This is a genomic window from Nocardia harenae NBRC 108248 (assembly GCF_001612885.1).
Taxonomy (GTDB): Bacteria; Actinomycetota; Actinomycetes; order Mycobacteriales; family Mycobacteriaceae; genus Nocardia; species Nocardia harenae.
The window spans coordinates 1-23,069 of sequence record NZ_BDBH01000003.1; the positions used below are offsets into that span (position 1 = coordinate 1).

Annotated in this window: 23 protein-coding genes and 2 pseudogenes; 11 read left to right on the top strand and 14 right to left on the bottom strand. The window is 74.5% G+C overall.

The features are described from left to right. Positions 1-231, top strand: a pseudogene (locus tag NH2_RS05810) (ATP-binding protein); the annotation flags it as partial. A gap of 121 nt (positions 232-352) precedes the next feature. Here NH2_RS05810 and NH2_RS05815 read toward each other — a convergent pair. Both NH2_RS05815 and aztA read right to left on the bottom strand, forming a co-directional pair. Then, entirely contained in the window at positions 353-1,246 is an 894-nt protein-coding gene (locus tag NH2_RS05815; protein WP_084505261.1) for an SGNH/GDSL hydrolase family protein, read from the bottom strand. Between the two features lie 55 nt (positions 1,247-1,301). Next, positions 1,302-2,165 carry a zinc ABC transporter ATP-binding protein AztA gene (gene aztA, locus NH2_RS05820; RefSeq protein ID WP_084505262.1) on the bottom strand — a complete coding sequence of 288 codons (864 nt, stop codon included), beginning with the start codon at positions 2,163-2,165 and terminating at the stop codon, positions 1,302-1,304. Positions 2,166-2,224: 59 nt separating this feature from the next. Here aztA and aztB point away from each other — a divergent pair, with 59 nt between their 5' ends. The 5 genes from aztB to NH2_RS05845 all read left to right on the top strand — a co-directional run bounded on the left by aztB (position 2,225) and on the right by NH2_RS05845 (position 7,649). Continuing rightward, positions 2,225-4,207: a zinc ABC transporter permease AztB gene (aztB, locus tag NH2_RS05825; RefSeq protein ID WP_067649446.1), complete on the top strand. Its 1,983-nt coding sequence runs from the start codon at positions 2,225-2,227 to the stop codon at positions 4,205-4,207. After that, positions 4,204-5,091, top strand: coding sequence for a zinc ABC transporter substrate-binding protein AztC (aztC, locus tag NH2_RS05830; protein ID WP_067649449.1), 888 nt, complete (start codon positions 4,204-4,206; stop codon positions 5,089-5,091). Before aztB ends, aztC begins: the two co-directional genes overlap by 4 nt. Positions 5,092-5,111: 20 nt before the next feature. Beyond that, the gene (gene aztD / locus NH2_RS05835) at positions 5,112-6,248 is read left to right on the top strand and encodes a zinc metallochaperone AztD (protein ID WP_067649452.1); all 1,137 of its coding nucleotides are present in this window, start codon (positions 5,112-5,114) and stop codon (positions 6,246-6,248) included. Positions 6,249-6,332: 84 nt separating this feature from the next. Then, entirely contained in the window at positions 6,333-6,995 is a 663-nt protein-coding gene (locus NH2_RS05840; protein WP_067649454.1) for a S1 family peptidase, read from the top strand. Between the two features lie 69 nt (positions 6,996-7,064). Further along, the gene (locus tag NH2_RS05845; RefSeq protein ID WP_067649457.1) at positions 7,065-7,649 is read left to right on the top strand and encodes a dihydrofolate reductase family protein; all 585 of its coding nucleotides are present in this window, start codon (positions 7,065-7,067) and stop codon (positions 7,647-7,649) included. A gap of 110 nt (positions 7,650-7,759) precedes the next feature. On the opposite strand, the gene NH2_RS05850 is transcribed toward NH2_RS05845, so the two are convergent. From NH2_RS05850 to NH2_RS05860, 3 genes are all read right to left on the bottom strand, one after another. Then, positions 7,760-8,944 (bottom strand): zinc-dependent alcohol dehydrogenase, encoded by a 1,185-nt coding sequence (locus NH2_RS05850; RefSeq protein WP_067649460.1) that lies wholly within the window; start codon positions 8,942-8,944, stop codon positions 7,760-7,762. A 15-nt stretch (positions 8,945-8,959) separates the two neighbouring features. Then, a complete protein-coding gene (locus NH2_RS05855) occupies positions 8,960-10,114 on the bottom strand; it encodes a glutamate--cysteine ligase (RefSeq protein WP_067649463.1) in 1,155 nt (384 codons plus the stop codon). Positions 10,115-10,181: 67 nt separating this feature from the next. Continuing rightward, positions 10,182-11,588, bottom strand: coding sequence for an amidase (locus tag NH2_RS05860; RefSeq protein WP_067649466.1), 1,407 nt, complete (start codon positions 11,586-11,588; stop codon positions 10,182-10,184). 131 nt (positions 11,589-11,719) lie between these two features. On the opposite strand from NH2_RS05860, the gene NH2_RS05865 reads away from it, so the two are divergent. Both NH2_RS05865 and NH2_RS05870 read left to right on the top strand, forming a co-directional pair. Beyond that, complete coding sequence (locus tag NH2_RS05865) at positions 11,720-12,610, top strand: universal stress protein (protein WP_067649469.1); 891 nt, start codon at positions 11,720-11,722, stop codon at positions 12,608-12,610. 278 nt (positions 12,611-12,888) lie between these two features. Next, positions 12,889-13,266, top strand: coding sequence for a hypothetical protein (locus NH2_RS05870; protein WP_067649472.1), 378 nt, complete (start codon positions 12,889-12,891; stop codon positions 13,264-13,266). A 3-nt stretch (positions 13,267-13,269) separates the two neighbouring features. Here the strand turns inward: NH2_RS05870 and NH2_RS05875 are convergent, their stop codons facing one another. Beyond that, positions 13,270-13,494, bottom strand: coding sequence for a hypothetical protein (locus NH2_RS05875; RefSeq protein WP_067649475.1), 225 nt, complete (start codon positions 13,492-13,494; stop codon positions 13,270-13,272). 186 nt (positions 13,495-13,680) lie between these two features. Here NH2_RS05875 and NH2_RS05880 point away from each other — a divergent pair, with 186 nt between their 5' ends. Both NH2_RS05880 and NH2_RS30100 read left to right on the top strand, forming a co-directional pair. Then, a complete protein-coding gene (locus tag NH2_RS05880) occupies positions 13,681-15,246 on the top strand; it encodes a phytoene desaturase family protein (RefSeq protein WP_067649478.1) in 1,566 nt (521 codons plus the stop codon). A gap of 290 nt (positions 15,247-15,536) precedes the next feature. Further along, a pseudogene (locus tag NH2_RS30100) lies at positions 15,537-15,881 on the top strand (transglycosylase family protein); the annotation flags it as partial. Between the two features lie 49 nt (positions 15,882-15,930). On the opposite strand, the gene NH2_RS05890 reads toward NH2_RS30100, so the two are convergent. The 5 genes from NH2_RS05890 to NH2_RS05910 form a co-directional block, all read right to left on the bottom strand. Continuing rightward, a complete protein-coding gene (locus NH2_RS05890; RefSeq protein ID WP_067649484.1) occupies positions 15,931-17,049 on the bottom strand; it encodes a PQQ-dependent sugar dehydrogenase in 1,119 nt (372 codons plus the stop codon). A 17-nt stretch (positions 17,050-17,066) separates the two neighbouring features. Continuing rightward, the gene (locus NH2_RS05895) at positions 17,067-17,606 is read right to left on the bottom strand and encodes a CinA family protein (RefSeq protein WP_084505263.1); all 540 of its coding nucleotides are present in this window, start codon (positions 17,604-17,606) and stop codon (positions 17,067-17,069) included. Next, positions 17,596-18,420, bottom strand: a complete 825-nt coding sequence (locus NH2_RS05900) for a SigB/SigF/SigG family RNA polymerase sigma factor (RefSeq protein ID WP_067649486.1) — start codon at positions 18,418-18,420, stop codon at positions 17,596-17,598. The genes NH2_RS05895 and NH2_RS05900 overlap by 11 nt, the downstream gene beginning before the upstream one ends. A 124-nt stretch (positions 18,421-18,544) precedes the next feature. Further along, on the bottom strand, positions 18,545-18,787 hold the full coding sequence (gene mbp1, locus NH2_RS05905; protein ID WP_067649489.1) for a microaggregate-binding protein 1: 243 nt from the start codon (positions 18,785-18,787) through the stop codon (positions 18,545-18,547). A gap of 104 nt (positions 18,788-18,891) precedes the next feature. Beyond that, positions 18,892-19,809, bottom strand: a complete 918-nt coding sequence (locus NH2_RS05910) for an LLM class F420-dependent oxidoreductase (protein ID WP_067649576.1) — start codon at positions 19,807-19,809, stop codon at positions 18,892-18,894. Positions 19,810-19,874: 65 nt separating this feature from the next. Between NH2_RS05910 and NH2_RS05915 the strand changes: the two genes are divergently transcribed. Continuing rightward, positions 19,875-20,384 (top strand): gluconokinase, encoded by a 510-nt coding sequence (locus NH2_RS05915; RefSeq protein ID WP_067649492.1) that lies wholly within the window; start codon positions 19,875-19,877, stop codon positions 20,382-20,384. Positions 20,385-20,405: 21 nt separating this feature from the next. On the opposite strand, the gene NH2_RS05920 is transcribed toward NH2_RS05915, so the two are convergent. From NH2_RS05920 to NH2_RS05930, 3 genes are all read right to left on the bottom strand, one after another. Next, entirely contained in the window at positions 20,406-20,969 is a 564-nt protein-coding gene (locus NH2_RS05920) for a type 1 glutamine amidotransferase domain-containing protein (protein WP_067649495.1), read from the bottom strand. A gap of 82 nt (positions 20,970-21,051) precedes the next feature. Next, positions 21,052-21,843 (bottom strand): M50 family metallopeptidase, encoded by a 792-nt coding sequence (locus NH2_RS05925; RefSeq protein WP_084505264.1) that lies wholly within the window; start codon positions 21,841-21,843, stop codon positions 21,052-21,054. Positions 21,844-21,956: 113 nt separating this feature from the next. Then, positions 21,957-23,006: a Gfo/Idh/MocA family protein gene (locus tag NH2_RS05930; RefSeq protein ID WP_067649498.1), complete on the bottom strand. Its 1,050-nt coding sequence runs from the start codon at positions 23,004-23,006 to the stop codon at positions 21,957-21,959. Positions 23,007-23,069 lie beyond the last annotated feature (63 nt).

Here is a 23,069-nt window from a genome sequence, read left to right on the forward strand (position 1 = left end):
AGGGCCGATGAGGTGTTGTCGGTGCTCGAGGAGCGTGGGGTGCCGTATGCGGTGGGGATCAACGAGTTCGACGGGGCGCGTAGTTACCCGCTGGAGGAGGTCCGCGACGCACTCGACCTCGCGCCGGAGACACCGCTCGTCCGACTCGACGCCCGCAATCGCGGCACCTGTCTGCGCTCGCTGATCACGCTGGTGGAATTCCTCTTCCACCGGCTCGAATCGCGGATGTGAATCGGGCCGTCGCGGTGCGCCGGGCCCGGGTATCGGTGGGCCCGGCATCGACCGGACGGGCGCGTGTGCGACACCGCCGCCCCCGAGCGATGCGCCGCGCGGCCCGACCGGCCGGGACCGCTCAGCGCCCGAGCGCGGCCAGCACCTGCTTCGCGGTGTTCCGATGCCCGGCCGCATTCGGATGCAGCGGCACGACGGCATCGGCCGAGGTCGGCACCGCGCCCACCATCCAGCTCGCCCCCGGCTCCGCGCACACGTCGTGCCCCTGCGTGGACGGCTCCAGATCCACGTACAGGGCCCCGTGCGCCCCCGCCTCCCGCCGCATCACGTCGTTCAACTGGTTGATCTTGCCCTGCAGATAGGTGGCATCCGCCGCCCACGCGGGCTGACTCTCCGGGCAGCCGCCGTCGCGGATCCCGATCGGGTAGCCGACCAGCACGATGGTCGCCGCGGGGGAGCGCCGCCGGATCTCCTCGATCATGACCCCGTAGGTCGGGGCGAAGCGCTCGATCTGCTCGCCGACCCGATCCCGCCCGCCCGCGGTCTGCACCGCCGCGCAGGAGACCCCGTCCGGCTCCGGCAGCGGGTTGATGCAGCTCACCCCGAGTTGCACCAGCCCGATATCGTTTCCGCCCATACCGAGCGTCGCCAGCGTGGTGTCCGGGGTCAGCGCGTCGTACTGCGGCGCCGCCTGCCCGCTCAGCCCGAGCTGTCCGCCCGCCAGATTCGCGGAGACCGCCGCCCCGCAGGTGACATCGCGGAACTCGCTCGGCCGCAGCGCCTGCGCCACCAGCTTGGGGTAGTTCAGCGCCGAGCGGGTGCAGTCCCCGGGAATCCCGCTGGCCGGCGCGGCGGGCGCGATCCCGGACCCCGCCGAGAACGAGTCGCCCAGCGCGACATACACCTCGGGCTGCGGTGCCGCAGGCGCGGCGCCGGCCCCCGCCACCGCGAACGCGCACGCCCCCACCGTCGCGGCCGCGGCCCGCAGCGCGCGAGACCGACGAGATTGCTGCATGATCCGATCCTCGTCTGCGCCGGAACACGGATGACCACCGGACACCCGCGTCCGGCTACCGGCTGGTAGGAAGTGTGGTCGAGGGCACGTCGGGCGTCAAGACGCGGTTCGGGCCGGCGGAACTCGTCGCGCCGCGCCGGGGCGATCCCGTGCCCGGCCGGGAAGGCGGGTCGGTCGCGCGGGGCTCGGTCAGGGAGGTATCCGACGACCCGGATCGGTCTGTTGCGTCGGTCGCGCCCGGTGAGGCGCTCGACAGTCCGGCGGCGCGCAGCACGGCCTCCGGCACGCCCGCGTCCGTGACCCGGCCCGCGGTCAGCGCGACGCAGTGGTCCGCGCGCAACGCGTCGGCCCGATCGTGGGTGGCGTGCACGACGGTGACCCCCCGCTCCCTGGCCAGGTCGAGCGCCGTGTGCACGGCGGCACGAGCCTCCGCGTCCAGCGCGGTCCCCGGCTCGTCGAGCAGCAGCAGCCGCGACCGAGCCGCCAGTGCCTGCGCCAGCAGGGCTCGCTGCCGCTGCCCGCCGGAGAGCGTGTCCAACCGGCGTCCGGCCAGCGCACCCAGCCCGAGCGCCGTCAGTTCCTCGTCCACCAGGGCGCGATCGTCCCGGGTGAGCCTGCGCCACCACCCGCGCTTCGCCCACCGCCCCATCGCCACCGTCTCCCGCACCGTGATCGGCAGTGTCGGCGGAACCGCGCTGTGCTGCACCACGAGCGCGGGGCGCCCGAGCGGCTGCAGCACCGTGCCCGACGTCGGTGCCAGCACCCCGGCGAGCACCGAGAGCAAGGTCGACTTCCCCGACCCGTTCGCCCCGACCAGCGCCGTCACCCGCCCGGCGGGCAGCACCGCGTCCACCCCGTGCAGCACCGGCCCGCTCTCGTACCCGGCGACGACCCCGGCCAGCCGCACCTCGGCGCCCATGTGTGTCCCCTGTCACTACAGTTGAAATGAAAATCATTTCCATTCTAGGGTGTCGCATCATGGACTGGCTCGTCGACCCCTTCGCGGTGACCTTCGTGCAGCGCGCACTGCTGGGCGGCCTGCTCGTCTCCTGCCTGTGCGCCATCGCCGGAACATGGGTGGTGGTGCGCGGCATGGCCTTTCTCGGCGAGGCCATGGCGCACGGCATGCTCCCCGGCGTCGCCATCGCCGCGCTCCTGGGTGGCAACCTGCTCGCCGGTGCCGCGGTGAGCGCGGTGGCGATGGCCGCCGGGGTCTCGGTGCTGGGCCGGAACCGGCGCTTCACCCCCGATGTGGCGATCGGGCTGCTCTTCATCGCCATGCTCTCGCTCGGCGTGGTGATCGTCTCCCGCTCGGAGAGCTTCGCCGTCGACCTCACCGGCTACCTGTTCGGCGACGTGCTCGCCATCGACGCGGGTGACCTCCGGCTGCTGGCTGGCGCGGTACTGCTCGCCGCGGTGCTCGCCGCCGCCGGGCACCGCGGGTTCACCGCCCTCACCTTCGACCCGCGCATCGCCGAGACGCTCGGGCTGCGGCCGCGGCTCGCCCGGATCGGGCTGCTCGCCCTGGTGACGCTGGCCGTGGTCGGCTCGTTCCACCTGGCCGGGACGCTGCTGGTATTCGGATTGCTCATCGCCCCGCCCGCTGCCGCCACCTACTGGGCGCACCGGATTCCGACCACCATGCTGCTCGCCTCGCTCTTCGGCGCGGTGGCGACGGTCGTCGGGTTGCTGGTCTCCTGGCACGCGGGCACCGCCGCCGGGGCCACCATCGCGGCCTGCGCGGTCGGGCTGTTCTTCGGTTCGGCGCTGCTGGCCGCCTGCCGCGAGCGGCTGCGGCGTGGTCCTCGTGGCCCGCGCCGGGTCGCCGGGGTCGCCGTGGCGGCCACCGCCGGACTGCTGGCGGGTTGCGGCGCCGACTCCGCGCCCGCCCCGGAGCCCGACGTCCCGCACGGCTACGTCGAGGGCGCCGAGGAGACCGCCGAGGCGCAGCCCCGGCTGCTCCTCGCCGACACCGGAACCGGCGCGGTCCGCGTCCTCGACCTGATCACCGCGGAGCTCACCGACCTCGCCCCGCTCCCCGGCGTCACCGCCGCCGCGGGCGACGGCCGCTACGCCTACCTCGCCGCGCCCGGCGGCGTGCGGGTGGCCGACGCCGGTTCCTGGATGGTCGACCACGGCGACCACGTGCACTACTACCGCACCGCCCCCGGCGTCCGCGGCGAGCTCACCGTACCGGCGCCGCCCGGCCTCGCGGCCGCCGCCGATCGCGCTGTCGCGGTGCTGAACACCGGCGCCACCGCGACCGTCCTCGATCGCGCAGCGCTGGACGCGGGCCGCATCCCCGACCCGGTGACCGTGCCGGGGATCGCGCTCCCCGTCGACGGCGCCCTCGTGACGGTCGACCCCGGCACCGGCCGGGTGCAACTGCTGGAGCGCGACGGATCCGTGCGCCGCGCCGTCGGCGAGCCCTGCCCCGACCCCCGTGGCACCGCCGTGACCAGGCGCGGCGCCGTCTTCGGCTGCGCCACCGGCGCGCTCGTCGTGACCGGCGAGACGGCGCGCACGGTGCCGTACCCACCCGGCACCGCCCCGGGGGACCGCGCCACCACCTTCACCCAGCGCCCCGGCGCGAGCACCCTCACCGCCTCCGCCGGGACCAGCGGCCTCTGGCTCCTCGATGTCGCCCGCGGCACCTGGACCCGCCTCGACACCGGCCCCGTGCTCGCCGCCGCGACGGCGGGCGAGGGCACTCCGGTCCTCGCCCTCGCCCCGGACGGCGTACTCCGCGCCCTCGACCCCGCCACCGGCGCCGAACTCGCCCGCCGCCCCCTCACCACCCCCGGCGCGCCCGCGCGCATCGCCGTCGACACCGCCCGCGCCTACCTCACCGACCCGGAGCGCCGCACCGTGTACGAGATCGACTACCTGGACGCCCTGCGCGTCGCCCGCGAGTTCCCGCTCGACATCACCCCCGGGCTCCTCGCCCAGGCCGGCCGATGAAGCGCCTGCTCACGGCGGTGCTCACCGCGCTGGCGATGCTCACCGCGGCCTGCGGCGGCACCGCGGAGCGCGCCGAGATCGTGGTGACCACCGACCTGCTCGGCGACCTCACCCGCGCGGTGGTCGGCGACGCCGCACCGGTCACAGTGCTCATGCCGACCGGCGGCGATCCGCATTCGTTCGGCGTCTCCGCCAAGCAGGCGGCGGGGCTGGAGCGGGCCGCGCTGATCGTCGCCAACGGCCTCGGCCTGGAGGAGGGCGTCCTGCGCCACGTCGAGTCCGCCGCCGCGGCGGGCACCCCGGCGCTGCTGGTCGGCGAGCGGATCGGCCCCCTGCCGTATCGCGACAGCGGCAACCCGGACCCGCACTTCTGGACCGACCCCGCCCGGGTGCGCACCGCGGTCGAGGCCATCCGCGACCGCGTGCTCGCCGACGTCCCCGGCATCGACGCCGCCACCGTCCGCACCCGCACCGACGCCTACCTGACCCGCCTGGACGAGCTGGACCGCTGGATGACCGAGCGCTTCGCCGCGCTCCCGGCCGACCGCCGCGCCCTGGTCACCAACCACCATGTCTTCGGCTACCTCGCCGCGCGCTTCGGGCTCGAGGTGGTCGGGGTGGTGCTGCCCAGCGGCAGCGCGCTCGCCTCGCCCAGCGCCGCCGACCTGGCCGGGCTGGCCGGCGCGGTCCGCGCGGCCGGGGTGACCACGATCTTCGCCGATTCCTCGCAGCCCGACCGGCTCGCCCGCGTCCTCGCCGAACAGGCGGGCGTCGAGGTGCGGGTCACCGCCCTGCACACCGAATCGCTCACCCCGCCCGACGGCGGCGCCCCCACCTACCTGGACATGATGCGCGCCAACACCGACGCCATCGTCGCCGGGTGATCCGAAAGATGAGGTAGCACATGAAGTTCCGCGCACTCGCGGCCGGCGCCTGCGCGCTGGCGCTCACCGCGGCCGCCTGCGGCAGCGGCGACGAGCCCGCCACCGTCGCCGATCCGGTGGCGGTGACCTACGACGGCGGCATCGCGGTGCTGGACGGCAGCACGCTCGAGGTCGGGCACACCGTCGACCTGGAGGGCTTCACCCGGCTGAACCCCGCGGGCGACGACCGCCACGTCGTGGTCACCAGCGGCTCCGCCTTCCGGGTGCTCGACGCCGCCACCGGGCAGTTCACCGGCACCGAGTTCCCGGCGCAGGAGCCGGGCCACGTGGTGCGGCACGCCGGGCGCACCGTGCTCTTCGCCGACGGCAGCGGCGAGGTCACCGCCTTCGACACCGCGGCGCTGGCCGACGGCTCGCCGCGGACCGAGGTCTACACCGCCGCCGCGCCGCACCACGGCGTCGCCATCGAGCTCGCCGACGGCCGGCTCGTGGTCTCGCTCGGCACCGAGGAGCGCCGCACCGGCATCCTCGTGCTCGACGCCGAGCGCCGCGAGATCGCCCGCAGCGAGGACTGTCCCGGCGTGCACGGCGAGGCCACCGCGCAGGGCGAGGCGGTGGTGATCGGCTGCCAGAACGGTGCGCTGATCTACCGCGACGGCGTCATCACCAAGGTCACCAGCCCGACCCCGTACGGCCGGATCGGCAACCAGGCGGGCAGCGCCGCCTCGCCCGTGGTCCTCGGCGACTACAAGCGTGACAAGGACGCGGAACTCGAACGCCCGCAGCAGGTCTCGCTGATCGACACCGCGACCGGCGGGCTCCGCCTGGTCGAGCTCGGCACCAGTTACACCTTCCGCTCGCTCGGCCGCGGCCCCGCGGGCGAGGCGCTGGTGCTCGGCACCGACGGCGCGCTGCACGTCATCGACCCGGTGCGCGGCGCCGTGACCCGCAGCATCCCGGTGCTCGCCCCCTGGCAGGAGCCGCTGGACTGGCAGCAGCCCCGCCCGGCGCTCTTCGTCCGCGACGGCGCCGCCTACGTCTCCGACCCCGCCACGAAGCAGGTGCACCGCATCGACCTGGCCACCGGCGAGCGCACCGCCACCGCCACCCTGCCCGGCACGCCGAACGAGCTGAGCGGGGTGCAGCCCGGCCACTGAGCGCCGTTTCCGCCCGCGGCGGCCCGGGTAGACGAGGGATACGCCGGGGACGACGCGCGCCCCGCGGTACGACGGGAGACCGACATGAACCGCAGCCTCGCCCGAACCGTCACCGCCGGTGCCGCGCTCGCCCTCGTCCCGCTCGGGGCGGGCGCGGCGGCCGCGCAGGACGCCCCCGTGCCGGTGGGCGGGGGCTCCGGCATCGTCGTCGGCAACACCGCGCAGTGCACCGTCACCACCATCGGCTACGACGCCGCGGGCCGCCTGGTCGGGCTGACCGCGGGGCACTGCGGCGACGCGGGCGCCACCGTCGTCGCCGAGCGGGACCACGACCTCGGCGTCGTCGGCCGCTTCGTGCACTCCGACCCGAACCTGGATTACGCCGTCATCCAGTTCGACCCCGCCAAGGTGACCCCCGTGAACCGGGTCGGCAACGCCACCATCACCGGCATCGGCGCCCCCGCCCAGTTCCCCGCCGTGGTCTGCAAGAAGGGCCGCACCAGCGGCGAGACCTGCGGCGTCGCCTGGGGCGATGTGCTGAACACCGCGCAGGAGACGTGGACCCAGCTGTGTGTGCTCGAAGGGGACTCGGGGGCGCCGGTCATGGTCGGCAGCACGCTGGTCGGCATGGTCAACGCGTACCTGGCGATCGGGTGCCTCGGGCCCGAGGTCGGGACCACCATGGCGGCCATCGTCGCCGACCTCGATGCGCGCGGCGCCGTCGGAGCCGGTTTCCACCCGCTCTGAGCGCCGATTACTTTCGGATTTCCGCGCCGTCTGCACCGCTGTTGACGTCAGGCAGCGGAAGGACGATGAATGCGCTCGATCTCGGTCACCATGTCGGTCACCCTCGACGGGGTGGTCCAGGGGCTCGGCCGCCCCGACGAGGACACCCGCGGCGGGTTCCCGCACGGCGGCTGGGGCCTGCCGTACAACGATGAGATCATGGGCGCGGAGATGGCGCGCGGCATGGCCGAGCCCGGTGACATGCTCTTCGGCCGCCGCACCTGGGAGGACTTCCACCAGGCCTGGGGCACCGCCACCGACGGCAACCCCTTCACCGCGCACATGAACGCCGCCACCAAATACGTCGCCTCCAGGACGCTGGCCGATACCGACGCCTGGCAGAACTCCACCCTCCTCCCCGGCGACGCCGCCGAGTCGGTTGCCGCGGTGAAGGCGACCCCGGGCAGCGACCTCTCCGTCATCGGCAGCGCCGCCCTCGTCCGCACCCTGCACGCCGCCGGCCTGATCGACCGCTACTCCCTCCTCATCCACCCCCTCACCCTCGGCACCGGCACCCGCCTCTTCGACGGCCCCGCCCCGCTCACCGAGTTCGAGCTCACCCGCAGCGTCACCACCGGCACCGGCGTCATCATCGCCCACTACGCGCGGCGTTGAGGCGTTGCTCCCAGGGCTCCGGGGATAATCGCTGGACTTCCTCGGCGTGCGGTTGCGGGCCGCGCCGGCGAAGGCCGGACATGCCCGCGCGCCTTCGCATCCAGGACGAATCACGCCGGGTCGAGCACCACCTTGACCACCCCGTCCTTCTTCTGCTGGAACTTCTCGTACGCCTGCGGCGCCCCGATGAGCGGCAGGCGATGGGTGGCGAAGGAATCGACGCCGAGCGGATCCTCGTCGGTGAGCAGCGGCAGGATCTCCGGCGCCCACCGCTTGACGTTCGCCTGACCCATGCGCAGCTGGATCTGCTTGTCGAAGAGCACCCGCAGCGGGAGCGGGTCGGCCATGCCGCCGTAGACGCCGATGAGCGAGATGGTGCCGCCGCGGCGGACGATGTCGATCGCGGATTCCAGGGCGGCGAGCCGGTCGACGCCCGCGCTGTTCATGAGCTTCTCGGCGACCGCGTCGGGCAGGAAGCCGGTGGTCTTCTGGGCGAAGGAGGCGACGGGGGAGCCGTGCGCCTCCATGCCGACGGCGTCGATGACGGTGTCGGTGCCGCGCCCGTCGGTGCGGTCGCGGATCACCTCGCCGATGCCGTCCCCGGCCTCGGTGAGGTCGATGGTCTCGATGCCGCGGGCGGCGACCCGGGCGAGCCGCTCGGGCACCAGGTCGACCCCGATCACCCGGTAGCCGAGGTGCGCGGCGATCCGGCAGCACATGTCGCCGATGGGGCCGAGGCCGAGCACGGTGACCGAGCCGCCGTCGGGGATCGCCGCGTACCGGACGGCCTGCCAGGCGGTGGGCAGCACGTCCGACAGGTAGAGGAAGCGGTCGTCGGGCGGGCCGGCGGGCACCTGGACGTGGGTGTGGTCGGCGTGCGGCACCCGCAGGTACTGCGCCTGCCCGCCGGGCACCTGCCCGTACAGCTTGGAGTAGCCGAAGAGCGCGGCGCCCGACCCCTGGTCGCGCACCTGGGTGGTCTCGCACTGGGTGGAGAGGCCATGGCCGCACATGAAGCAGTGGCCGCAGCTGATCTGGAAGGGGATCACCACGCGGTCGCCGACCCGCACCGACGAGACCTCGCTCCCGACCTCCTCGACGATCCCCATGGGTTCGTGGCCGAGGATGTCGCCAGGTGTCATGAACGGCCCGAGCACCTCGTACAGGTGCAGGTCGGAGCCGCAGATGGCGGTCGAGGTCACCCGGATCACCATGTCGGTGGGGTCCTCGATCCTCGGGTCGGGCACGGTGTCCACCGCGACCTTGCGCTTGCCCTGCCAGGTAACCGCTTTCATGGGTCCTCCTCGTCGTCAGCGGGCGGCTACCCGGGGAGCGCCGGGCGAAAACCGGCAGCCCTCCAGCGTGGCGCGGCTCAGCTCGGCGATCACGTCGGCCGGGTCGTGCCGCGCGGCGTAGGCGCGGCGCTGCCTGCGGGCGCCGTTGCCGCGGGCCAGCACCTCGGCGATGGTGTCGGTGACGAAGGCGCGGTCGCCGAGCTCGTCCAGCTCGGGGGTGATGCGGTGCACCAGGTCGTCGAGCAGTGCGGGGACGGGGAGCACCCGGCCGGAGACCGGCTCCAGCGCCTCGCCGTCCAGGCCGGAGCGGGCGGCGGTCCAGTAGGCGGCGCGCAGGATCTCGTGCGGGATCTCCGGGGCCTCCTCGCCGCGCGCGATCGCCCTCCGCGCGTTCAGGACCAGGCCGCGGACCAGCAGCGCGAGCAGGGTGCTCTCGCGCGCGGTGGCCGGCACGTCGCCCACCCTGACCTCGATGGTCGGGTAGGAGAGCGACGGACGGACGTCCCAATAGACCATCTTGCGGTCCAGGATGCTGCCGCAGGCGAGCATGGTGTCGACCACGGCGTCGTACTCGCGCACCGAGCGGAAGTAGGGCGGCGGCCCCGCGCTCGGCCAGCGCCGCCAGAGGATGCTGCGCCAGCTGGCGTAGCCGGTGTCCGAGCCGCGGTAGATGGCGGAGTTGGCGCCGAGCGCGAGCAGCACCGGCAGCCACGGCCGCAGGTGGTTGCTCACCCGCACCGCCTCCTCCCGGTCCGGCACCCCGACGTGCACGTGGCAGCCGGAGAGCCCCTGCTCGTGCGCGATCATGCCGAAGGCATCGCCGATGGCGCGGTAGCGCGGGGTATCGGTGACCGGGAACTCGTGCGGCACGGTCGGCGGCGCGGCGACCGCGAGCAGCGTGGCCCGGTTGCGCTCGGCGCAGTGCGCGACGGCGCTGCGCAGCTCGTGCAGCTGGGTGTCGAGCGCGGCGGCGTCGGTGTGCACGTCGGAGCTGGTCTCCACCTGGCAGCGGGTGAGTTCCAGCTGGAGCTCGACGCCGTCGGCCGCGGCGGTCTCGGCGACCGCGCGGTTGGCCGCGGCGGGGGCGCCGGTCTCCGGGTCGACGAGCAGGAACTCCTCCTCGACGCCCATGGTGAGCTCGGCGCGCAGCGCGTAGGCGTCGCTGGACATGGGGTTCCTCCTCGGTGGGCGGTCCGGGTGCAGGTGAGATGCCCGGACCGCGCACGGCGAAACCGGCCTAGCCCGGCGGCACCGCCACCCACGGCCGGACCCGTTCCAGCTCCGCGGCCAGCCGCAGCAGGGTGTGCTCGCCGTTCGGCGGCGCGACCAGCTGGACACTGCGCGGCAACCCGTCGGCGAACCCGGCGGGGACGGCGGCGGCCGGGTTGCCGCAGACATTCCAGAGCGCGGTGTACGCGACCATCGGCACCGCGCGCAGCGCACCCCGCAGCATGCCGGCGCCGTCCATCCGGCCGATCGGCGGCGGCGGGCCGGTCAGGGTGGGGGTGAGCAGCACGTCGTAGCGGTCGAAGAGTGCGAAAACCCGGGCGGTGAGCCGGTCCCCGCGCCGCTCGGCCCAGCGCAGCACCGGGGGCGGCACCGCGACCCGGCCCAGCCGGACCACCGCGCGGGTGCGGCGCTCCAGCAACTCCGGGTGCGGCATCCGGCCCGCGTCCGCCCGGACGCCGCCGAGCACCTGGGGCAGGAAGGTGTCGGTGGGGTCGGGGAGCCGGTACCGGTCCTCGACGATCTCGTGGCCGAGCCCGGCCAGCGCCTCGGCGGTCTCCCGCACCGCGGCCACGCAGGACGGCGCCGCGGTGCTCCCGGGCACGGCGGTGCGCAGCAGCAGCCCGATCCGCAGCCGCGGCCCCGGCTCCGGGTCGGCGTAGGGGGCGGCGGGGGCGGGCGCGTGCCAGCGGTCGGCGGCGACGGTGCCCGCGAGCACGTCGTAGAGCAGCGCGCTGTCGGCCACCGTTCGGGTGAGCACGCCGACGGTGCCGAGCGCGCCCCACAGGTCGGGGCGCGGGGCGCTGCTGACCCGGCCGCGCTGCGGTTTCAGCCCGAACACCCCGCAGCAGGCGGCCGGGATGCGGATCGAGCCGCCGCCGTCGGCGCCGGTGGCGGCGGGCACCAGCCCGGCCGCCACCGCCGCCGCGGAGCCGCCGCTGGACCCGCCGGGGGTGTGCGCGGGCGACCACGGATTGCGGGTGTGGCCGTGCGCCACGCTCTCGGTGTAGGGCCAGATGCCGAACTCCGGCATGGCGGTCTTGCCGACGATCACCGCGCCCGCCGCGCGCAGCCGCCGCACCACCTCGGCGTCGGCCGCCGCGGGCCCGCCCCCGGCGGCGCCGCCGTAGCCGGTGGGCACCCCGGCGACGTCGAGCTCGTCCTTCACCGCCATCGGCACGCCGTGCAGCGGCCCGAGCGGCGCGCCTGCGGCCTGCCGCGCGTCCAGCTCGGCGGCCTCCGCTCGCGCGCGCTCGGCCATGACCAGCACGAAGGCGCGCAGCCGCGGCTGGGCGCGCTCGATCCGGGCCAGCGCCTGGTCCACCGCCTCCGCGGCGGTGGTCTTGCCCGCCCGCACCTCAGCGGCGGTCTCGGCAACTCCGGCGTCCGGTGGCGGAGCGGCCGTGGAATCCGTCATGTGTTCGGCTCCCTTCCGCCTGGTTATCGGGGTGAACGCTACGGTGCGCAACACCACGGCGACAGCTCCCCGCGCCGGGGACGGGGGCGGGGAATGATGGAGGGGGATTTCCCCGACGGAGAGGAAGTATCGTGCCGGAACCGACGCCCGCCCCGAACGCCCCGATCGTCGCCGCGGTGGACGGCTCGGAGACCGCGTACCACGCCGCCGGCTGGGCCGCGGTGGACGCGCGGCTGCACGGCCGCCCACTGCACCTGCTCTGCTCGATGGCCGTTCCGTTCGGCTACGGCGAGCACCCGACGCTGCCCGAAGGCGAGCGCGATTGGCTGCGGGACGAGGGCGAACGGGCGCTGCGCGAGGCGGGCCGGATCGCCGAGGCCGCGGCGGGCGGCCCGATCACCGTCACCGCCGAGCTGACCTTCGATTTCATCGTGCCGACGCTGCTCGACCGCTCGCGCACCGCGCACCGGCTGGTACTCGGCAGCCGCGGGCTCGGCGCCTTCCGGCGCGGGCTGCTCGGCTCGGTGAGCACCGCGGTGGCCGGGCACGCGCACTGCCCGGTCGCGGTGGTGCGCACCCCGGCCGCCACCGATCCGGTGGCCGCGAGCAAACCCGTGCTGGTCGGGGTGGACGGCACCGCGAACAGCGTCGGCGCGCTGGAGGTCGCCTTCGCCGAGGCGTCGTTCCGCGGGGTCGGGCTGACCGCGCTGCACGCCTGGCGCGACACCAGCGGGCTCGACCTGCCGATCGACGACTGGGAGGGGGTGCGCCAGAGCGAGGAGGCGGCGCTCGCCGAGAGCCTGGCCGGCTACGCCGAGCAGTACCCGGATGTGCCGGTGCGCCGCATCGTGGTGGCCGACCGGCCGGTGCGCTCGCTGCTCGACGAATCGGCGCGGGCCCAGCTCGTGGTGGTGGGCAGCCGGGGGCGCGGCGGCTTCACCGGCATGCTGCTCGGCTCCACCAGCAATGGGCTGCTGCACTCGGTGGACATTCCGATCGTGGTGGTGCGGGCCGGGGGCTGAGCGCGAACGCCCTTGCGGGCCAGCGTGCTCCGCGATTCCGGCTCCCACGGCCGGGCGGACGGGCGAAGATCGAGGTCTGCTCGCCCTCCGACGTCGAAGGGACCGCCATGGATCGCGCCGTGCCCCGTGCCGTCCGGGAAGCCCCGGACCCCCCGCCACCGGGTGGCAGGGGGGAGTTCCTCCCCGGCGGGGTGCCGCCTGTTCCGGCCCGGCCGCGGGACCCGGTGCGGCCGGCCGGGAACCAGGCGTGCCGGACCCGGCGTGGCGCTGCCCTGCCGGTGGCGGTGACCCTGGCGCTCGCCGGAGCGCTGGGCTGGGCGACCGCGCCGGAGGCCGGTGCCACCGCCACGCAGATGCGGGTGCTCGGCGACATCAACTTCGGCTCGGCCACCACCTACGGCACCGGCTGCACCTACACCGTGCAGGTACTGGTGACCAACGCCATCGAGCCGGTGACGCTGCTGGACAACGGCATCCCCATCGCGGTGCGGATCCCGGACAGCGGCAATGCGCTGTTCACCTGGATCCCGGCGGTGCCCGGCCCGCATCGGCTGGAGGCCGTGCAGGCGCCGGACCGGGAGCCGACCGTGGCGGGCGACGTCCGGGTCGGCACCGGCGTGCACCTGGGCTACGCCTGCGTGGTCACCGGCGGCTGAGCGTCAGCGCCGTACCCGCCCGGTCATGGTGGTGAGCGGGACCCGTCCGGTCCAGCCGCAGGGCAGCGAGCAGGCGGCGACCACGGCGGTCTGCACCCCGCCGCCCGCCAGCATCTCGGTGGTGGCCGAGGCGCGGGCCGGGTAGCCGCACGCCTCGCATTTGCCGAAGTAGTCGAGGATCTCGGTCTCGCGCGAGTAGACCACCAGGGGGCCGTCGGTGTCGTTCATGGGTCGCTCTCGGGAAGGTGGGAAGTGTGGTCTACCTCACGGTAGGAGCGGGATCGCCGGGAAGCTGCCGGTCAGGGCGGAGTTTGTGACACTCACAGCGCGGTAGCCCGGTCTTTGTGCCGGAATCCGGCGTGTCGCCGGCCCTGCCTCGGCCGTGCGCCGCGCGCGGGATGGTAACGAGGGGGCATGCGGCCGAAGCACGGGAAGTACGACGCGGTGGTCGTCGGCGGCGGCCACAACGGCCTGGTCGCGGCGGCCTACCTGGCCAGGGCCGGCCGCCGGGTCGCGGTGCTGGAGCGCTCCGCGCACACCGGCGGCGCCGCCGTCTCGGCGCTGACCTTCGCCGGGGTCGGGGCGCGGCTCTCCCGCTACTCGTACCTGGTGAGCCTGTTGCCCGCCCGCATCGTCGCCGACCTCGGGCTGAACTTCCGCACCGCGCGCCGCCGCATCTCCTCCTACACCCCGGTCGGCGAGACCGGGCTGCTGGTGGACTCCGGCGACCGGGCGCGCACCGCCGCGAGCTTCCGGCGGATCACCGGCGCCGAGCGCGAGCACCGCGCCTGGGCCGAGTTCGGCGCCCGCACCGGCGCGCTGGCCCGCGCCGTCTTCCCGACCCTCACCGAACCGCTGCCCACCCGCACCGAGCTGCGCGCCCGCCTCGGTGACGACGCGCTCTGGGCGGCGATCGTCACCGAGCCGCTGGGTGCGCTGATCGAGCGCACCTTCACCGACGACGTGGTGCGCGGCGTGGTCTTCACCGACGCGCTCATCGGCACCTTCACGCACGCGCACGATCCCACGCTGCGGCAGAACCGCTGCTTCCTCTACCACGTGATCGGGGGCGGCACCGGCGACTGGGACGTCCCGATCGGCGGCATGGGCGCGCTCACCGGCGAGCTCGCGGCGGCCGCGGTGCGGGCCGGGGCGGAGATCGTCACCGGGTGCGCGGTCACCGGAATCGAGACCGGCGCGGTGGCCTGCACCGACACCGCGACGGGCGCGGCGAGCGAGCTGGCCGCCGGGCACATCCTGGTGAATGCCGCGCCCTACGAACTGGATCGGCTGCTCGGCCGCGCGCGGGGGCCGAAGCCGGAGGGCGCGCAGCTCAAGATCAATATGGTGCTGGACCGGCTGCCCCGGCTGCGCGACCCGGAAATCACGCCGCGCGAGGCATTCTCGGGCACCTTCCATATCGCCGAGACGTATTCGCAACTGGCCGATGCCTATCGGGCCGCCGCGGCGGGCTCGCTCCCGCCCGCGCTGCCCTCGGAGATCTATTGCCACACCGTGACCGACCCGTCGATTCTCGATCGCAATTCCGCCGAGCGCGGAATGCACACCCTCACCCTTTTCGGGCTGCACACCCCCGCGCGATTGTTCGAGGCCGATCCGGAAGCCGCGCGCGAGCGCGCGGTGGCCGCCGCGCTGGCCCGGCTCGACGCGGTACTGGCCGAGCCCATCGCGGGCTGCCTGGCCCGCGATGCCGAGGGCAGGCCGTGCCTGGAGGCCAAATCGCCGCTCGACCTGGAGCGCGAAATCGGGCTCCCCGGCGGCCACATCTTCCACGGTGACCTGGCCTTTCCCTTCCGAGAGGACGGCGAGGAGCCCGGCCCGGCCACCCGCTGGGGGGTCGCCACCGGCCACGAGGGGGTGTTCTGCTGTGGCGCGGGGGCGGTGCGCGGTGGCGGGGTGAGCGGTATCGGCGGGCACAACGCGGCCATGGCCGTGCTCGAGGACACGAAAAGCAAGTGACAATTGTCACTTTTTCGCCCGGAAATCGCGGTTTTGGTCGGAACCGGAAGATGCTTTCCACCTGGGAATGATCGCGGTAATTCGCCGGAACAATGGAAATGGCGAGTCAGTTACCGGTACGTGATCTGCCGAGATTGCTTCGTTATCGTCGCTCCCGGCTGCGCTCGGCGCGCAGCCCGAGCCGGACCGGCGCAAGCCGGCGACCCCGCCCCGCGGTCCGGCCGACCCCGAGATCGTCCCGGGGGCGGGGGTTCGCGGTGCGGACCGGCGGGCAGCGGGGAAGGAAGCGTATGTCCCAGCAGCGGAAGACCAAGCAGACCCGGACCATCGGCCGCGCGCTCGGCGTCGCGGCGGTCACCGGCGCACTCGCGGCGGTGCCGTTCGGGATGGCCGCGACCGCCTCGGCCGCGGGCAACAACTGGGACCAGGTGGCCCAGTGCGAGAGCGGCGGCAACTGGTCGACCAACACCGGCAACGGCTACTACGGCGGGCTGCAGTTCTCCCCGAGCACCTGGGCCGCCAACGGCGGTAGCGGCATGCCGCACAACGCCAGCCGCGCGGAGCAGATCCGGGTCGCCGAGAACGTGCTCGCCACCCAGGGCGCCGGCGCGTGGCCGGTCTGCGGCCAGTACCTCTGACCCACCGCGGCCGGTGCCCCTGACCGAAAGACCGGCGGCGGCCGGATCAGCGTGCGGGAAAGCGCACGATCCGGTCGTCGCCGTCCCTGGTATCGCCGCGGCCGTCGGTGTTCGAGGTGGTCACCCAGAGTGCGCCGTCCGGCGCCACGGTCACCGTGCGCAGCCGCCCGTAGCGGCCGTCCAGTGCGGAGCGCGGCGTGCCGAGTGCATCCTGCCCGAGCGGCACCGTCCACAGCCGCTCCCCGCGCAGCGCCGCGACGTAGAGCGTATTGCCCGCGATGGCGATGCCGGAGGGCGACGCCTCGTCGGTGCCCCAGGTGACCAGCGGGTCGGCGTAGCCGCGGCCTGCCCCGCCGGTGCCCTCCACCGCGGGCCAGCCGTAGTCGCGGCCCGGCTCGATCAGGTTGATCTCGTCCAGCCGGTTCTGCCCGAACTCGGCGGCGAAGAGCCTGCCGCGGGCATCCCAGGCCAGCCCCTGCACATTCCGGTGCCCGCGGCTGTAGACCGGTGAGCCCGGCTCCGGATTGCCCGGCGCGGGCCGGCCGTCCGGGGTGAGCCGGAGGATCTTGCCGCTCGGGTCGGCCGGGTCGGGGGCGCGGCGTGGCTCCCCGGCATCGCCGGTGCCGACGTAGAGCAGGCCGTCCGGGCCGAAGGCGATCCGCCCGCCATTGTGGTTTCCGGCCTTGGCCAGCCCCTGGAACACCACCTGCGGCTGCTCGCCGAGCCGGAACCGGACGATGCGGTTGTCGGATTCCGCGGTGAAGTAGGCGTAGAGCAGCTCGGGGTCGGTGGGCGAGACGGCGAGGCCGAGCAGCCCGCCCTCGCCGCGCGCCACCACGCCGGGCACCTGGTAGACCGGCTCCGGCGCGCCGCCGCTCGGCGCGATCCGCAGGATGCGGCCGGTGTCCCGCTCGGCGACGAAGGCGGTGCCGTCCGGGCGGAAGGCGAGCCCCCACGGCACGTCGAGCCCGGTGCCGACCTCGGCCGGTGTGTCCAGGTCGGGGGTGCCGCCCGGGCTGCTCGGGGCGGCCGATGTCGCGACCGGGCCGGTGGCGACGCCGCTGGGCGGCGGCGGGAAGTCGTCCGGATCGTCCGCGCCGCAGGCGACGGCGGTGGTGACGACGCAGGCGGCGATCAGGGCGCGGGCGGGGCGGCGAAGGCGCATACCGTCCAGTATCCGGATTATTCGGACACCCGGTCGGCGGGCTCCGCATCGCCGGTCGCCACCGCGTCGCGCAGTAGCTCCAGCGCGCGGGTCACCGTCTGCTCGAGCACCTCGACCGGATCGCCGTCGAAGACGTGGTGGCAGGTCGCGGCGGTGTCCCCGGCGGTCACCCCGAACCACACCGACCCGGCGGGCTCGCCGTCCTGTGGGTCCGGCCCGCCGACCCCGGTCACCGCGACCGCGACATCGGCGCCGAGCAGCCCGCGCACGCCGGTGGCCATGGTCCCGGCGGCGGTGGCGGTCACCACCGGCACGTCCGGGACGCCGAGCACGGTGTGCTTGACCTCCGCGGCGTAGGCGACGACGCCGCCACGGAGCCAGGTGCCGGAGTCCGGCGCGGCGCCGAGCGCGGCGGCGATCCGGCCCGCGGTCAGTGACTCGGCCACCGCGACGGTGCGCCCGGTGCGGGCGGTCGCGGCCGCGACCCGCTCGGCCAGCGCCGCGGTGCGCTCGGACTCGGGGACCTCCGGCTCCTCGCCGGCCGGGTCAGGCGACACGGCCGGCCGTCTCGTCGCCGAGCGCCTGCGCGCGCAGCGCGGCGAGCGTCTTGCTGAGGATCCGCGAGACCTGCATCTGCGAGACGCCGAGCTGCGCCGCGATCTGGGTCTGCGTCTTGTTCTCGAAGAACCGCATGACCAGCACCTCGCGCTCGCGCTCGGGCAGCGCCGCGAGCAGCGGGCGCACCGCGATGGCGTCCTCGAGCAGCTGGTAGGAGGGCTCCACGCTGCCGAGGGTGTCGCGCAGCGCGAGCGGGGTGCGCTCGCCGTCGTCATTGCTCGCGGCATCGAGCGAGTTGGTCTGGTAGGCATTGCCGGCCACCATGGCCTGGGTCACCTCGGCGAGGTCGATCTCCAGCTCGGCCGCGATCTCGCGGGCGGTCGGCATCCGGCCGAGGGAGTGCGAGAGCGCCTCCACGGTGGGGCCGATCCGCAGCTGCACCTCCTTCAGCCGCCGCGGTACCCGCAGCGACCAGGTGTGATCCCGGAAGTGCCGCCGGACCTCGCCCATCACGGTCGGCACCGCGAAGGACAGGAAGGACGAGCCGCGCCGCACGTCGAAGCGGTCCACCGAGAGCACCAGCCCGAGCCGGGCGATCTGCAGCAGGTCGTCGAAGGACTCGCCGCGCCCGGAGAACTTGCGCGCGATGTGCGCGGCCAGCGGGAGGCAGCGCGCGATGATCTCGGCGCGCAGGGCCTCCCGATTCGGGTCGCCCGGCGCGAGCGCGGCCAGCTTCTCGAACCAGGGTTCGATGTTCTCGTAGCTGTCGGTCGAACCCCCGGCCGGGCCTGCCGCGGCGGTCTCGCGCGTCATCGGGACATCCTCGCGTTCGAACTGGTGGTGAACTGTGCTGCGCCGGTTCCCTGCCCGAACCGACGGAAGGTGGGCTGCCCGTTCGGACAGCCCACCCGCAGCCCTCTCGGGCCGCCGCGACGACTCAGCCGTTCTGATATCCGCGCTGCCGCGCCTCGTCCAGGCCCGCCTCGGCACGAGCCTTTTCGGCCTCGGCCTCCTTCTGCGCGACTTCGCGCTGGGACTCGGCCTTGTCCTGCTGGGCCCGGCCCTCGCCCTCGAGGCGATCGCTGCCGGTGACGATCCCGGCGGCCTCCTTGACCTTGCCCTTCACGTCCTCGACAACGCCCTTGATGCCCTCGCGGGGTCCACTGGTGTTCTCGGCCACGATGTCCTCCGAAACTCGGGATCATTGCTGACAACGATGGCTTACCCGCGAGTAGTGGATCGAATCGGCTTATCCCGGCGAATACCCGGCATTCGAGGCGTGGATCACAGATGTGGCAGCACCTGCTCGGCGACCAACGCCAGGTGGTCGAGGTCCTCGAGGTCGAGAATCTGCAGGTAGACCCGGCTGGTGCCGATCTCGGCGTAGCGGCCGAGCTTGTCCACCACCTCGGCGGGTGAGCCCGCGAGGCCGTTCCGCTTCAGCTCGCCGACCTCGCGGCCGATGGCGGCGGCCCGGCGAGCGACCTCCGCGTCATCGCCGCCGACGCAGGCGACGAGGGCATTGGAGTAGACCAGGTCGTCCCGGCGGCCGCGCTCGGCGACCGCGGTGCGCACCCGGTCGAACTGCGCGGCGGAGTCCTCGATCGAGGCGAACGGCATATTGAATTCGGCGGCGTAGCGGGCGGCCAGCCGCGGCGTCCGCGTCGGGCCCGCGCCACCGACCAGCACCGGGATCGGGTCCTGCACCGGCTTGGGCAGCGCGGGGGAGCCGGCCAGGGTGTAGAACTCGCCGCTGAAGTCGAAGGTGTCGCCCGGCTTGGTGGACCACAGCCCGGTGACGATGGCCAACTGCTCCTCCAGCCGGGCCAGCCGCCGGTCCGGGAAGGGGATGCCGTAGGCGGTGTGCTCGTCGGCGTACCAGCCGGAGCCGAGGCCGAATTCGACGCGCCCGCCGGACATCCGGTCCACCTGCGCGACCTGGATGGCGAGTGGGCCGGGCAGCCGGAAGGTGGCGGCGGTGACCAGGGTGCCGAGCCGGATGCGGGAGGTGTCGCGGGCCAGCCCGGCCAGCGTGATCCAGGCGTCGGTGGGGCCGGGCAGCCCGTCGCCGCCGCCCATGGCCAGGTAGTGATCGGAGCGGAAGAACGCGTCGTACCCCAGATCCTCGGCGGTGCGCGCGACGGTCAGCAGGGTGTCGTAGTCCGCGCCCTGCTGCGGTTCGGTGAAGATACGCAGTTCCATGCCGACCATCCTGCCGCAGGTGGCCGACGGGGGGTGGTCGCCGTTCGGCCGGGTAGACAGGCGGTATGCAGAGCGAGAGGCGACCGCCGCTGGTGCTCATGGGCGTCTCCGGCAGCGGCAAGTCCACGGTCGGCGGGCTGCTCGCGGCCCGGCTCGGGGTGCCGTTCGTCGAGGGCGACGAGCTGCACCCGCCCGCCAACCTGGCCCGGATGCGCGCCGGGATTCCGCTCACCGACGCCGAGCGGTGGCCGTGGCTGGCCGCCGCCGGCGCCCGGCTCGCCGCCACCGGCGGGGTGCTGAGCTGTTCGGCGCTGGCGCTGCGCTACCGGGATCGGCTGCGCGAGCTGGTGCCGGGGGTCCGCTTCGCGCACCTCGACGTCCCGCGCGCGGAGCTGGCGCGCAGGCTCGCCGCGCGGCGCGGCCATTTCATGCCTGCGAGCCTGCTCGACAGCCAGCTGGCGGCGTTGGAGCCGCTGCGCCCGGCCGAGCCCGGCTGGACGATCGCCGCGGCAGGCCCGCCGGAACAGCTGGTGACGCAGCTGGAATCGCTGGTCGGGAACCCGCGGCCGGAGTGAGCGCGCGGCGGGTTTCCCGGCTCAGCGGGCGGCCGCTAGCTGGGAGCCGATGGCGGTCTCGAAATCGGGCAGATCGCCGGGGTTGCGGGAGGTGATGAGCGTCCAGCCGTCATCGGTGGAGCGCACCACCGCCTCGTCCACCCAGGCGCCGCCCGCGTTGCCGATATCGGTGCGCAGCGAGGGGTAGGAGGTGAGCGTCTTGCCGCGCACCAGCCCGGCCTCGACCAGCAGCCACGGGCCGTGGCAGATGGCCGCGATGGGCTTGCCCGCCCGCGCGAACGCGGTGGCCAGCTCGACCGCCTTCGGCTCGGTGCGCAGCTTGTCGGCGTTCACCGTGCCGCCGGGGACGACCAGGATGTCGAAGTCGGCGGCGGAGACGTCGGCCAGTGCGGTGTCGGCGGTGGCGACCTCGTCCTTCTCGGTGTCGTGCCGGAAGGTCTGCACGTCGCCGGGTTCCGGGGCGGCGTGCACGACGATGGCGTTCTTGCCGAGCAGCCACTGCCTGGGGTCGTGGAGTTCGTCGTGCTCCACCCCGGTCTGCGAGGTGATGATCAGGGCCCGCACGCCGTCGAGGTTCGCGGTCATGGTGGGGTCGCTCCTTCCGTGAGCCGGGTCGTGCCTTCGCTGTAGGCGTGCCGCGAGCGGAGGAGCGCAAACCCCGGCACGGCTACGGAGCGGTGACCTCGGGCCCGGGGCAGCGGGCGTCGGAGAGGTACGGCACGCACACCCCGGTGGCATCGGCGAGCAGCATGCGACCCCCGATGAGCAGCGCGAACATGGCGACCGCGGCGAAGATCAGCACCCAGAAGACGGCGGGCAGCCGGGTCAGCCGGGCCAGCTGGTCGGCGTCGGAATCCCGGGAGCCGTCCCGGCTGCGGGTGCGCTGCAGCTCCACCACCGGCCTGATCCCGGCGATCAGCAGGAACCAGGTGGTCAGGTAGGCGAACCCGGCCTGCAGCAGGTCGCTGCCGAACCAGGAGACCGCGAAGACGGCACCGCCGACCACGAACACCGTCAGCGCGCCGTACAGATTGCGGATCTTGATCAGCATGGCGGCCAGCAGCACGATCGTGGTCCACAGCACCAGGGTGATCCGGTCGGCGCCGAGGAGCGCCGCGAAACCCAGCCCGACCAGCGGCGGCGCCGGGTACCCGGCGAACGCGGTGAGGATCATGCCGATGCCGTACGGCTTGCCGCTGGAGACCGTCAGCCCCGAGGTGTCCGAGTGCAGGGTGATGGCGCTCAGCCTGCGCCCGGAGAGCAGCGCGACCCCGGCGTGCCCGCCCTCGTGCGCGATGGTCACCGCGGCGCGGGCCACCCGCCAGACCGGCGAGTAGGCCACCAGGGCGAAGGCCACCGCACCGGTGGCGAGCACCAGCCACCACGGCGGCGGCAGCTGGGTCGAGGTCAGGTTGTCGGCGAGCGACCTGCCTCGGTCGATCAACTCGGCGGAGTCCACCGCCGCACCCTACCGGGCCGGGCCCGATCGCGGTGCCCCGCAGCGGGATCGGGGCCGCACCCGCAGCGGTGGTACGCCCTGCGCGCCGCCGGCGGCGGGGCGCGGCCGGGAGATCACGGCCGCACGGCGGCGCCGGTTTCGGCGGAGCGGCGGGCGGCTTCCAGGATGCGGAGGCCGGTGACGGCGTCGCGGGGGTCGACGGGGGCGGGCCCGCCGTCGAGCAGCGCGGCGGCGACGCCGGCGTAGAAGGCGGGGTAGTCGCCGGGGAGCGTGGGAACCGGCTCGGCGTCCGGCTCCGCGCCAACGGTACCCCAGTGCGCGGAGTCGACTGTTCCCCATGGCTTTCCGTCGTCCGGGCGGCGGCCGTCGCGCAGCGCGGCCTCCTGTGGGTCGAGGCCGTCGACCTCGTATCCCGCGCGGTCGCCGAGGATCCGGAAGCGGGGGCCGAGGCGCGGGGCCAGCGCGCTCGCCCAGAGGTGCGAGCGGGCGCCGGAGGCGTGGTGCAGGGCGACGAAGGCGTCGTCGTCGGTGCTGACGCCGGGGCGCAGCCGGTCGAGCTCGCAGTAGACGGTGGTGACCGGGCCGTTCAGGACCAGGGCCTGGTCGACCAGGTGCGGGCCCAGGTCGTAGAGGATGCCCGCCGCGTCGGCCGGGCCGCCGACCTCGCGCCAGCCGCCCTTCGGGGCCGGGCGCCAGCGCTCGAAGCGGCTCTCGAACCGGTGCACCCGGCCGAGCACGCCCTCGTCGACCAGGCGGCGGGCGGTGCGGAAGTCGCCGTCCCAGCGGCGGTTCTGGAACACGGTGAGCAGCAGCCCGCTCGCCTCCGCGCGGGTGATGAGCCGCTCGGCCTCGGCGACGGTCACCGTGAACGGCTTGTCGACCACCACCGGGATGCCCGCCTCCAGCGCCCGCTCCGCCAGCGGGGCGTGCGTGCGGTTGGGGGAGGCGACGACCACCAGGGCGGTGCCCGCCGGGTCGGCGAAGAGCGCGCCGGGGTCGGGGAGGACGCGGACGCCGGGGTGTTCGCGGCGCGCCTGCTCCGCCCGCTCGGCCGAACCGGTGACCACGGTGGCGACGCGGAGGTGCGGGTCGGCCGCGATCAGCGGGGCGTGGAAGACCGATCCGGCCAGGCCGTAGCCGATGATCGCGACATCGAGACTCATGGGCTCGACGCTACCGCCGCCCGCGCCGCCTGCCCCGGCGGAGCGCCGTGCGCCGTGGCTCCG